Source organism: Caldicellulosiruptor obsidiansis OB47 (genome assembly GCF_000145215.1).
Classification (GTDB): Bacteria; Bacillota; Thermoanaerobacteria; order Caldicellulosiruptorales; family Caldicellulosiruptoraceae; genus Caldicellulosiruptor; species Caldicellulosiruptor obsidiansis.
Map to the genome: position 1 here is coordinate 274,740 of NC_014392.1, position 12,415 is coordinate 287,154.

General features: G+C 34.6%; 11 protein-coding genes. 5 read left to right on the forward strand and 6 right to left on the reverse strand.

The genetic code is table 11. The features are described 5' to 3' along the window. Positions 1–14: 14 nt before the first annotated feature. Complete coding sequence (locus tag COB47_RS12070; RefSeq protein ID WP_237698947.1) at positions 15–170, reverse strand: hypothetical protein; 156 nt, start codon at positions 168–170, stop codon at positions 15–17. A 286-nt stretch (positions 171–456) separates the two neighbouring features. Here COB47_RS12070 and COB47_RS01085 point away from each other — a divergent pair, with 286 nt between their 5' ends. The 3 genes from COB47_RS01085 (at position 457) to COB47_RS01095 (ending at position 6,334) form a co-directional block, all read left to right on the forward strand. Continuing rightward, complete coding sequence (locus tag COB47_RS01085; RefSeq protein WP_013289583.1) at positions 457–2,898, forward strand: beta-mannosidase; 2,442 nt, start codon at positions 457–459, stop codon at positions 2,896–2,898. 234 nt (positions 2,899–3,132) lie between these two features. After that, on the forward strand, positions 3,133–4,968 hold the full coding sequence (locus COB47_RS01090) for a glycoside hydrolase family 15 protein (RefSeq protein WP_013289584.1): 1,836 nt from the start codon (positions 3,133–3,135) through the stop codon (positions 4,966–4,968). Positions 4,969–5,116: 148 nt separating this feature from the next. After that, positions 5,117–6,334, forward strand: a complete 1,218-nt coding sequence (locus COB47_RS01095) for an RNA-guided endonuclease InsQ/TnpB family protein (RefSeq protein WP_013289585.1) — start codon at positions 5,117–5,119, stop codon at positions 6,332–6,334. Positions 6,335–6,390: 56 nt separating this feature from the next. On the opposite strand, the gene COB47_RS01100 is transcribed toward COB47_RS01095, so the two are convergent. The 5 genes from COB47_RS01100 to COB47_RS01115 all read right to left on the reverse strand — a co-directional run bounded on the left by COB47_RS01100 (position 6,391) and on the right by COB47_RS01115 (position 8,689). Then, a complete protein-coding gene (locus tag COB47_RS01100; RefSeq protein ID WP_013289586.1) occupies positions 6,391–6,990 on the reverse strand; it encodes a hypothetical protein in 600 nt (199 codons plus the stop codon). Positions 6,991–7,059: 69 nt separating this feature from the next. Further along, positions 7,060–7,611 (reverse strand): hypothetical protein, encoded by a 552-nt coding sequence (locus COB47_RS01105; RefSeq protein WP_237698948.1) that lies wholly within the window; start codon positions 7,609–7,611, stop codon positions 7,060–7,062. Next, positions 7,601–7,726 carry a hypothetical protein gene (locus COB47_RS12730; RefSeq protein ID WP_272941042.1) on the reverse strand — a complete coding sequence of 42 codons (126 nt, stop codon included), beginning with the start codon at positions 7,724–7,726 and terminating at the stop codon, positions 7,601–7,603. The genes COB47_RS01105 and COB47_RS12730 overlap by 11 nt, the downstream gene beginning before the upstream one ends. Before the next feature lie 62 nt (positions 7,727–7,788). Continuing rightward, on the reverse strand, positions 7,789–8,337 hold the full coding sequence (locus COB47_RS01110) for a hypothetical protein (protein WP_013289588.1): 549 nt from the start codon (positions 8,335–8,337) through the stop codon (positions 7,789–7,791). Beyond that, positions 8,327–8,689 carry a hypothetical protein gene (locus COB47_RS01115; protein ID WP_013289589.1) on the reverse strand — a complete coding sequence of 121 codons (363 nt, stop codon included), beginning with the start codon at positions 8,687–8,689 and terminating at the stop codon, positions 8,327–8,329. The genes COB47_RS01110 and COB47_RS01115 overlap by 11 nt, the downstream gene beginning before the upstream one ends. Positions 8,690–8,990: 301 nt before the next feature. Between COB47_RS01115 and COB47_RS01120 the strand changes: the two genes are divergently transcribed. Together COB47_RS01120 and COB47_RS01125 are read left to right on the forward strand one after the other, a co-directional pair. Continuing rightward, the gene (locus tag COB47_RS01120) at positions 8,991–10,184 is read left to right on the forward strand and encodes a glycosyltransferase family 4 protein (RefSeq protein ID WP_013289590.1); all 1,194 of its coding nucleotides are present in this window, start codon (positions 8,991–8,993) and stop codon (positions 10,182–10,184) included. A gap of 40 nt (positions 10,185–10,224) precedes the next feature. Next, positions 10,225–12,357: a sugar phosphate nucleotidyltransferase gene (locus COB47_RS01125; protein WP_013289591.1), complete on the forward strand. Its 2,133-nt coding sequence runs from the start codon at positions 10,225–10,227 to the stop codon at positions 12,355–12,357. Positions 12,358–12,415 lie beyond the last annotated feature (58 nt).

A 12,415-nucleotide genomic window follows, 5' to 3' on the forward strand; every position in this document is an offset into this window, starting at 1 on the left:
TGCTAAATATCCTTCTAGTCTTTTCTAAAAAATTCTTTATTTTTTATACTTTCAAGAATCTTCTGATTGTATATTTCAGAATAATAGCTAAAATCAAGATATTCTCTGAGCACACTTGCTTCAAACAAGCTTCTTTCTTCATGGTCCTTTAGAATTATTCCATAACACATCCACACATGCTTTTTTCAAACTCTTTCATAAAATTATATCACAAAAAAGAAAAAAGCGCTTTTATTTTTGCTCTTCTTCTTTGAACTTCCTTGGAGAAAATCCTGTGTATTTTTTGAATATCATTGAAAAATATTTATAGCTATTTAAAAGGTAACAAGAAGATTTTCTCCTTATTATATTTCTTAAAAAATGAGATAAAGATTAAAAATAAAGAAAGAAAAACTTGCTGTGAGAAGTATTATAATAAATTCTAAGAGACTTTACAAACACAGGAGGGCAGAAACTGTGAGAATAAATCTTGACGGGAAATGGAAGTTCAGAGAAGTTGGTCAAAATGAGTATTACGAGGCAAGTGTGCCAGGGTGTGTCCAGCTTGATTTGATTAACCTTGGAAAGCTTCCGGATCCTTTTTATGCCACAAACGAGGTTTTATTTTACCAGCTGGAAGAGAAAGATTTTGAGTATGTAAAAGAGTTTGTTGTTGATAATATCGATTTTCAGGTTAAAAAGCTTGTGTTCGAAGGAATTGATACAGTATCTGAGGTTTATTTAAATGACCATTATTTGGGCAAGACTGACAACATGTTTTTGAAATATGAATTTGATGTGAGCTTTGCGCTTAGAAAAGGGAAAAACATTTTAAAGGTGGTGCTTCTTTCACCAATAAAAGAGGCAGAAAGGCTCAAAAGCATTTACCAGTCAAGCTACAGCTATCCGCAAAGAAGCTGGATAAGAAAAGCTCAATATTCGTATGGCTGGGATTGGGGCCCGAGGATTCTTCAAATAGGTATCTGGAAGAGTGTGTATTTAGATCTAAACAACGGTCTTGAGATAACAGATGAGTTTATCAAAACAGAACACTTATCAGAAAATTTGGCAGTGGTCAAAGTTTTTGCAAAGATAAATTCATTTGAAAAGCCAAGAAGTGTTGAAATAGAAATCTCTGATGGGGGATATGTAAAAAAAGTTATACCAGATGTCTACAAGTCAAAAGAAGGGTATTTTATTGAAGAGAGGGTTGAAATAGAAAACCCAAAACTGTGGTTTCCAAATGACTATGGTGAACCAAATTTATATACTTTCAAAATTGTGGCTCAAACATCAAATGAAGAGGCAACAAAAATAGTAACAACTGGTCTTAGGACTGTTAGGATAATAAAAGAAAAGGATAGATATGGAGAGAGCTTTATATTTGAAATAAACGGCATTAAAGTGTTTGCAAAGGGTGCAAACTGGATACCTGCAGACTCAATTCTTCCAAGACTCACAGAGGATGATTACAAACAGCTCATAAGGATGGCAAAAGATGCAAACATGAACATGCTCAGAGTCTGGGGCGGCGGAATCTATGAGTATGACTGGTTCTATAGCGAGTGTGACAAAAACGGTATAATGGTGTGGCAGGATTTCATGTTTGCATGTGCCATCTATCCTGATGAGTTTGACTTTTTTGTTGAGAATTTCAAAAAAGAGGCAGAATATCAGATAAAACGCCTAAGGAACCACCCATGTATAGTGCTTTGGTGTGGAAATAACGAAAACAACTGGGGCTTTGTGGACTGGTGGCACATCGGCGACCCAGAATTTTTGGGAAATAGGATATACAAAAAGGTGCTTCCTGAAATTTTAGCAAAACTTGATCCAACAAGACCATATCACATCTCAAGCCCGTATGGTGGGGAGCACCCAAATAGCAGCACTGCTGGTGACAAGCATACATGGGATATCTGGGCTGGCTGGAAAGACTATATTTACTACAAGCACGACGATGCGAGGTTTGTGAGCGAGTTTGGATTTCAGGCAGCTGCACACCTTGACACAATGAAAAGATATATTCCTCTTAAAGACCAGACAATCTTTTCAAGGACTTTGAGAATGCACGAAAAACAAGAAGAAGGCTTGGAACGGTTAATAAGGTATATGGCAGGTTCAGTTGGTCTTCCAAAAGATTTTGATTCTTTTGTGTATTTGTCACAGTTTATTCAAAAAGAGGCTATAAAGCTTGCAGTTGAGCACTACAGGAAAAATAAATTTAAAACAGCAGGAGCTCTTTACTGGCAGCTAAATGACTGCTGGCCAGTCATCTCATGGTCGTCAATTGACTATCTAAAAAGAAGAAAAGCGCTTTACTATGAGTCAAAAAGGATATTTACAAAGTTCTTGCCAGTGGTTGAATATGAGAATGGAAAACTACAGGTTTATGTTGTTAGTGATGAACTTGTGCCAAAACAGGGTCAGCTCAATATTGCTATCTGGAACTTTGATGGACAAAAGTTATATGAGAAAAACCTTGCTATAGAAATTCCTGAAAATGGTGTGGTTGAAGCATTTTCTGAAGAAGTAGAAAACTTAAATATTTTAAAAGGAAGGTTTACTTATATTCCAAAGCAGTTTGAAGCAACTGTTGTAGGGAAAAAAGTTGATGAAAGCCTTTTGGAGAGTATAGTTTTTGTAAGCCTTTTTGTTGATGGAGTTGAATATGAAAACTACTTTGTATTTGAAAAACCAGTAAACCTTGAACTAAAACCGTGTCAGTTTGAGTACGAGATAAAAGATGACTATATTATAATAAAACCCAAAACTCCTACAATTTGCCTTATAGTTGAAGCTGATAAGGATATTGAAGAGAATTTTATCTTTGCAAGACCTGATAAGGAGTACAAAATTCGCTTAAATGGTGCTCAGGTAGGCAGGGTTTATGATTTGATTGAAATGGTGATAAGGTAGACTTAATTACTCCTACACAGAATACTCTTGTAACCCTCTCTGGCATATGACATGTTTTAAATTTGTGCAATGAGAATAATTCAATGCCAGAGAGGGTTTTGTTTTTAATGAAGAAAGAAGGGAAAAATAAAAATTGGTAAAATTGTTGAATGCAAAGCCGAGTAATATTTTGATATAATAAAACTGTTGCAAATGTTTGCACAACAATTTGAATAAGAAGAAAGAGGGATTATATTGAAGAAAGCACATGTTATAGAAGCCATAATTGGGAATACAAAGGTTTTAGGGCAGCTTGATTCAAATGGTATATTGCAAAGGTTTTATTGGCCTGCAGTAGATTATTATCAGCAGCTAAAACTCTTTTTGGCAGCCATTTTTCTTGATGGGCTTGTGTTTTTCGAAAATGAAAGTTTCAAAATAAAAAGTGGATTTGTGGATGACTTTGCGTATTTTTTTGAGTATAAAATTGCAGACAAAACAATTTTTCAGCTTGACTTTGTTGACTTTGAAACAGACAGCTTGGTTCGTCTTTGGGAGACTGACTTTGAAGATTTTTATGTTTTTTTAGAACCTATGATAAATTCCTCAAGTCTTTTTAATGCTGCAAAGGTTGATAAGGAAAATGAAATAATCTATGCGTATTTTAAAGGCATATATATAGGACTTGCATTTGAAGACAAAGTAAAAAGCTTTACAGTAAAACACGGAATTGATGATGCAAACGATAATCAATTAGAAGGATGGCTTGAAGCAACAAACCCGCAAATTGCTGTAAAACTTAAAAACACAGGGAGGATTGTATGTTTTCTTACTTTTGGAAACTCAAAAGATGAAGTCTATCAAAAACTTTCTTATTTAAAACAAAAGGGGTATGACCAAATTTTTAGGCAAAACAAAACCTTCTGGGAAAAAAAATTCTCAAAAGTAAAGCTCATTTGCACACAAGACCCAAAAGATATGCAGCTTCAGAAAAGAAGTGCATATTTATTTTATGTACTGCAGAACTCCAAAACAGGTGGAATACTGGCTGCATCTGAGGTTGACGAGAAGTTTTTCCACTGTGGCGGTTATGGTTTTGTGTGGGGAAGAGATGCTGCGTTTATAACAAATGCAATGGATGCAATGGGACTTTCAGCTGAGGTTGAAAAGTTTTTTGGGTTTAAATTTTCTTGTCAGGAAAAAGAAGGATTCTGGGACCAGAGGTATTATACAGATGGAACTTTGGCACCAAGCTGGGGAATTCAAATTGATGAAACAGCATCTGTTGTGTGGGGGTTTTTGAACCACTGCGAAAAACAAAATTCCTTGCATTTGATTGAAGAGTATAGGGGACAGCTCAAAAAAGCACTGCTGTTTTTGACAGCTGCAGTAGACAGCGAAAAAGGGGTTATCTTTAGAAGTTTTGATCTGTGGGAAGAAAGAGAAGGAATTCATCTTTACTCAAATGCAAGCATATATGCAGCGCTGAAAAGAGCCAAAAAATATTTTCCTGAGCTTGAAAGTGAAATTGAAAAGAAGCTAAAGGCAATAAAAAATCAGATGGCAACAAGATTTTACAGTCCTAAACTTTCACGGTATGTAAGGTCAACAGATGTTAGAATTTCACATGAGGAATTTTTAAAACTTCCTGAAGAGAACAGGTACGCAGAAAAGGACGAAAAATATGAGATAACCTATTATTTCAAAAAACAAGATGAGATTGTTGACATTTCAATGCTGGGGGTTTACTATCCGTTTGAAATGATAGATGCGGAGGATAAAGCCTTTAAAGCTACCATTTTGGCTATTGAAAGGGAGTGTCAAAACAAGATTGTGGGTGGCTACAAAAGATATTCCGATGATAAATACATTGGTGGGAATCCATGGATACTGACAACACTCTGGCTTGCGATATACTATAAAAAAACAGGACAGGTAAATGAGGCAGAAAAACTTTTTGAGTGGGCAAAAGAACATAGCCTTTCAAATGGACTTTTTCCAGAACAGGTTGACAGACTTACTGGCAAGCCCGCATGGGTTGTACCTCTTGCATGGTCTCATGCAATGTATGTGTTGTATCTTTATGAATAAATTAGTGATAAAAATAAAGACCAGCTTGTTTGTTTTAAACACAGCTGGTCTTTTAGTTTTATCAAAAATTTAGCAAGAAGACTCCCACCTCTTTAAGGTGGGAGATGAATTGCTAAAAGTATGATACAATATTTTTGGGTGATTTCAGATGTACAAAACACAGAAAAATCATATAAGATGTGACAAACAAACATACAAACTTCTGCGTATGTTATGTCACTTTTCTAAAAACTTGTACAACTATGCTTTGTATCATATAAGGCAACACTATTTTAAAACTCAGGAATATCTGCCATATGAAAGCATATATCATCTTGTGAAGGAAAACGAAAATTACAGACTTTTGCCTTCTCAGGTTGCCCAGCAAACTCTTATTTCTGTGGACGAAGCTTTTAAATCTTTTTTAAGTCTTTTGAAAGCTAAAAAAGAAGGGAGAATAGATAAAAAAATTTCAATACCGACATACCTGCCAAAGGAAGGGATGTACCAGATTGTTTTTCCTAAAGACCAGTTCAAGGTAGAAGGGAATAAACTGAGACTCAGTCTTGGCAGAAATTTCTACAAGGAATTTGGAGTAAGGTATTTGTATTTTGACCTGCCACAAAACATTAGAGGCAAAAAGATAAAAGAAGTCAGGATAGTGCCAAGGTTTCATGGCAAATGGTTTGAGATTGAGTATGTGTATGAAGAAGAAGAACAGAATTATAATCTTGATAAAAGCAGGTACTTATCAATAGATTTAGGTCTTGACAATTTTGCAGCAGTAGTTGATACCATCGGGACTGCCTTTTTAATAGAAGGCAGGTATATAAAATCAGTCAACCGATGGTATAACAAACAAAAGGCAAGACTCCAGTCGATATATAGCAAGCAAAATATTAAATACGGCAAAAAACTTGCTCGGATTTGTCTTAGAAGACAGCATATAATTGACAACTTTTTGAATCAAGCTGTCAATTATATAATCAAGCATTGTCTGAACAATCAAATAGGTACAGTAGTTATTGGGGAAATGAAAGATATAAAGCAGAAAATAAATCTTGGGGCTGTAAACAATCAAAACTTTGTGAACATACCATATGAAAGGTTCAAGAGAAAGTTAGAAGCAAAGTGTGAATATTATGGTTTAGAGTATGTAGAAGTGGAAGAGAGTTACACTTCGCAGAGATGTAACAGGTGTGGGACAGTCAAGAAAAGTAACAGGAAGCAGAGAGGGCTATACGTGTGCAAAGATTGTGGGTATGTAGTAAATGCAGATATAAATGGAGCGCTAAATATACTTGCGAAGGTAGCTGGCGAGTCTGCAAAGAAGCAGATAGTCAGTAGTGGGTGTGTGAACCACCCTGTGAGAATAAGGGTAGCTTAGCTGCTACCAAACTTCTCACGAAGCCTCCACCTCTTTAGGTGGATGGTAGTTCACTATTACACAGGATTATAAGGTAAATATTTCTCCAATCTCATTTTTGAAGGTTGATATCTAAAGGTTGTTTTTCCAATCATTTCGCCATCAATAAATTTTATTTCAACGTCGTATGTTGCTTCCTCTAGTTGAGAAAAGTCAAGAATGATATGTTCTGCATATTTTATTAAGTAATTATTGTTTTCTTCTCCTGGTGGAATATTAGCTAAGGAGAAATAACATTTTTCAGAATCCTTTTTTATCTCGATAATAATAGGGCATGTATCAACAGGGTTAATTAGTTCAATATATACTACAAACTTTTTATCATTGCCAAAAAGAACATAAGTTTCATGCAATAATTTTAAAAATCCATCTTCAGTTTTGAAGGTTTCCAAACCAATTTTTACTTTTTCTATTTTCAACTCTTCTTTTAATCTTTTTAGTTTTTTAGTAGTTGTAGAAAATATTAATTGTTCATTACACACAATAATAAAAGGTTCATTTTCTTTTAAGAAAGTTGAAATATTGATGAAATCGCTGTTTCTCTTGCATTCAATGACATTGTTTCCTGTTATGATTTTTATTTCTTGAAATGTGTCTAAAGGAAGATAAAGATTCATTAGCATTTACCTCGCACTTTATAATTATTTCAAAAGTCAATATAGTCACCAAGCGTTTTTTGTACTGATTTATTTCAATACCATATTTAGTATTTCAAAAAAAACGATACCAGCGACACATATTGCAATATACAAACCAATACCTTCTAAAGATGGAATGAATATTACAAAGAATATTATTGCCGCAAGTATAAAGAAAACCACTATTTTGCCAAAATTCTTATATTTACAAAATTTAACTTTTTCTAAATGAAAAAAGCGAATAGTAAAAAATGAAAACAAAAATTCAAATATTATTAGCATTACAAGAAGTTTTAGTGAAGATATTATTCTAAGCAGAAGTAGACCAATATTAAACACACAAGAAAAAGTGATAAAAAATACCACAGGTTTTATTAAAATTTTCTTTGAGTAACCATTTGGATTCTGTTCTGCTGACAAATCTAATATACTATCGACTACTATTCCAACCACAATAAAAAGTTGTGCAATTCTATTTTCAATATTACCTTTCGAAATTGATGAGTTTCTATTCAGATAGAATAAAATCAATACTAAAAGTGAAAAAATAATTCCGCTGAGTGCCCAATTCAAAAAATGATATTTAGTTTTATTTGCCATATTCATTCCAACCTCGGACAAATCCTTTTACAAAAGATATACCAGTTGTAAAATATTCTCCATATTCAAATGTTTTAATTATCTCTTTTACAAAAGCACTTGCAGCACTGGACAAACTATCTTGTTCTACTCCTCTTAAACATATATCTATTTTTCATTACATTAAAATAAAAAAATTTATCTCAATGTAAAATTTAATACCTCAAAAAGTATTGTAACAAAAACAAAAATTAATAAATATCTATACATACCTTCTATTTCAGGGAATATTATTCCCAAGAAAATTCCTAACAAAAGAGCAGATAATATAATAATTTTTGCATAATTTTTGTAATTCTTAAATTTAAGAATATATAAGTAATTAGAACGCAGAACAGAATATGTGAAAAAAATTTCAAGCAAGATAAAAGCTCCCAAGTCTTTTATGCTTGGTATTATTTTTAAAACTAAAAGACCAATGTTTAGAGGTAGAAAAAAGAAAACTAAAAATAACAGAAAGTTATTTAATAAAATTCTAAGATGGACTTTGTTAGAATTTTCAATACATTTAGCATCAATTATTGCACCAACTACTATTCCAACTACAATCAACAATTGAATAATTCTGTTTAAAGGATTTTCTTTAAAGTAAGAAGAGTCTTTTAAGTAGTAAACAGCATAAACGAGCAGTATAGAAGTAATGCATCCAGCTACGATCCAACTAAAATAACTTTTTTTATTTTCCATACTCTCTCCAACCTCTAACAAAACCTTCTCCAAATGACCAACCTATTGATATCCATCCGGCAATTCCAGGTGATTTAATTACTCCTTTTGCAAAACCACTTACAGCTCCAGACATGCCAGCTTGTCCTATTCCTCTTAATGTATATCCATTTTTCATTACAGCATTAAATTCTCTGATTTGTTTGTAGCCACTAATACCGCCTTTAATGCCATTTTCCAAACCTGAAGCTATCGCTGTTCTTTCTATATCATTTATGATTTCTTTGACGCCTTCTTTCACACCATTTAAAACTCTTCCGCCAAACTCTTTTAATTCCTGTATAGGACTTTTTCTTACAACATACACCTGCATTCTACATAACCCCTCCTCTAAAGTTGTATTTTAAAAATTAAACCGATATTTTCAATATAGCAAAAGAAAAAAAAAACAACATCAATAATTACAAAGTTCAAATAAAATGTTTGTGCAAATTGCTTATTTTTTGAAAACTAGTCCCGAGTAAAAATTTATAAACTTAAAGTATTAGCATTTGGAGAAAATAATATTAGACAAAGGAATTAAAATTACAGAAGCATTTTTGTTATAACTTTGCACAAAGTGGTATAAATTATATAAAACCAAAGAAATAAACTGTCAGAAAGGGGATGAATGATTGCGAATACTGCAGCTTACATGGGAATACCCGCCAAGAATAGTTGGTGGCATCTCAAGAGTTGTTAGAAGCATTTCACAAAAGCTATCAGAAAAAGACACTGTTTATGTTGTTACCATTTCAGAAGACTATGAAAGAACAGAAGATTATGGAAACCTCAAAGTATTTAGAGTTCCGGTGTATCCTCTAAATTCCCTTAATTTTATTGACTGGGTTATGATGATGAACATGGCACTTGCTGAAAAGGCTATATATATTGCTCAAAAGGAGGGTAAGTTTGATATAATTCACGCACATGATTGGCTTTGCGCGTTTGCTGCGCGTATAGTAAAGTATGCACTTAGAATACCTTTGATTACCACAATTCATGCAACAGAGCATGGACGAAACGGTGGGATATACACAGATATGCAGAGGTTTATTCACAATGTTGAGTGGTGGCTTACATTTGAGGCGTGGAAGGTAATTGTCAACTCTGAGTATATGAAAAATGAGTGTGAAAGGATATTTAGCTTAACACCTGACAAGTGCATTGTCATTCCCAATGGAATAGACTTTGAAGAGTTTGCGCAAGTGCCATTTGATTGGGATTTTAGAAGAAAGTATGCTTTGGACAGTGAAAAGATAATATTTTTCATTGGAAGACATGTTTATGAAAAAGGGATTCATATCTTGATAGATGCTTTTAGAAAAGTACTTGACAATTTTTATGATGTAAAGCTTGTAATTGCAGGCAACGGTCCAATGACAGGTGAGCTTTACTCCAAGGCACATTTCTTGGGACTTTCACACAAGGTATTATTCACCGGATTTGTTACAGATGACGAAAGAAAAAAGCTTTTCAAAATTGCTGACATTGCAGTGTTTCCCAGTCTTTACGAGCCTTTTGGGATAGTTGCTTTAGAGGCAATGGCATCAGGTTGTGTCCCGGTTGTTTCTGACATTGGCGGGTTTTCTGAGATTGTAAAGCACCTTCACAATGGACTTACTTTTTACTGCGCAAATCCGAACTCACTTGCCGACATGATTTTGCTTCTCTTAAAAGATGACCTTCTTCGTCAAAAACTTTCAAGGCAGGCACAAAGTGATGCAAGAGAAATTTATTCATGGGACAAAATTGTAAAAAGGCTAAAAAGCGTATACGAAATGATTGTCACAGAGGCAAAAAAGATGGAGTGGTTTTCAGCACTTTAGAGGAGAATTTTAAAGTAAAAGGAGGAGGTCTCAAAAAGTTATGAAAGGTGTTATAATGGCAGGCGGGTCTGGAACAAGATTAAGACCCTTGACTGTTTCACTTCCAAAGCCGATGATACCTTTTTTTGGAAGACCTGTGATGGAGTATGCGGTAAAGCTTCTTAAAGCACATGGCATTTTTGAGATTGCAACAACTCTTCAGTACCATCCTGACAAGATAATCAACTATTTTGAGGATGGGCAAAAGTGGGGTGTTCGTATCCAGCACTTTGTCGAGGACAGACCACTTGGCACAGCAGGTTCTGTCAGGAACGCAAAAAAGTTCTTGGATGAGACTTTTGTTGTTTTGAGCGGGGACGGAATTACAAATGCAGACCTTACAAGAGCTATAGAGTTTCACAAACAAAAAAGAAGCAAAGTTACCATTGTTTTAAAAGAGGTTGAAATACCTATAGAGTATGGTATTGTTCTTACAGACGAAGAGGGAAGAATCCAGAGGTTTTTTGAAAAACCTTCCTGGAGTGAAGTATTTTCAAACCTTGCAAACACAGGGATATATATAATTGAGCCAGAAATACTTGACTATATTGAAGATGGAAGACCGTTTGATTTTAGCAAGGATTTATTTCCAAAGCTCTTAAAAGAAAACGTGCCAATGTTTGGTTTTAGAATGGATGGGTACTGGTGCGATATTGGAGATGTAGGAAGCTACATCAAGGCTCACAGGGATGTGTTCAGGCTGGGTGGAATACTTGACCTTGATCTGAAAAGTCCCAGAATTTCAAAGGAATCCAACATTTCACCAAACGCAAAGATAAGCCAAAGTGTGTTTATTGGAAGTGAGTGTGAGATAGAAGACGATGTTGAAATAGGCGAGTTTTGTGTAATTGGTGATGGGGTAAAGATTGCAAAAGGAAGCAAGCTTGAAAGAGCTATTCTGTGGAACGGTAGTTTTATAGGTAAAAACTGTGAATTGAAAGGCTGTGTGATTTGCAGCAGGTCAATCTTAAAAGATTATGTGAGAGTTTCTGAAAAAGCGGTCGTCGGTGAGAAAAACCTTTTAAAAGATTTTGTTGAAGTCAAAGCAGAGGCAAAAATCTGGCCTGAGAAGACAATTGAGTCTGGCACAGTGATAGATGAAAACATCTACTGGGGGACAGAGGTAATAAAGAGCGTATTTTGGGTTCGGGGAATTACAGGTGATTTTAATCAGGAGATAACACCCCAGTTTGCTATAAAACTTGGGAATTCCATCGGTTCTGTCTTTGACAAAAACGCAAGGATTTTAATTGGCGACGACTATACAGAAAAGAGCAGCGTTATTCGAAAAGCTATTGAAACAGGTTGCCAGGTAACAGGTACAAGGCTTTACAGGACAAGAGGAATAATACTTCCAATCTTCAGATATATTGTCAAGGACTATTACGATGCAGGCATCTATGTGCGCTCAAGAGGAAATAGCATAAGGATTGAAATATTTGACCAAAATGGTATGAACATTGACAAGTCATTGGAAAGAAAGATTGAAAATTTGTTTGTCACATGCGATTTTAGAACCTCTTCAAACATCAATTTTGTCAATGAACTTATCTCATCACCGCTTGAGATGTACTTTGCAAGGCTTGAAGAGACGTTCGAAAGTTCCAAGTTCAAAGGGTTAAAAGTTTGCATAGTTTCAGAAGACAAATCTATAATTTCGCTTTTTGATAAGATTTCTGAGCGATATGGCTTAAAGACTACCTTGATAAGTGGCGGTTCAAAGCAGTGTATAGAGAATCTGAAAAATATGTGTGTGCAGAATGAGTATGACGCAGGGTTTTTGATTGACCGCCAGGGAGAACACTTTATCATGATGCTGGGAGACTGCACAGTGTACGGTGAAAAGCTCAAGATGCTGCTTGCGTGGCTTGAGATGAAAAAGTTCAAAAATGACCATATGATTTTGCCAGAGTTCTTCAAAGCATTTATAAACGATGTGGACAGGCTTTTGGATGTGCCAGTAAAATACACTGGGAATGAGATAAGAGACTATATGAAAGCAGTCTTAGAACAAGGGATTAATTATTTCTTCTACTACGATGCTGTGTCTTCGATAGTGCTCATCTTAGAGAGACTTTCTGAGGTAAAAGATTTGATAGATAAAGTGAAGAAATTAGAGGAAGTTCATGTATGAAAAAATTTAAAATTGAAAGGAAAGGGACTTTAAACCCCCCTTTCCTTTTATTTTATTT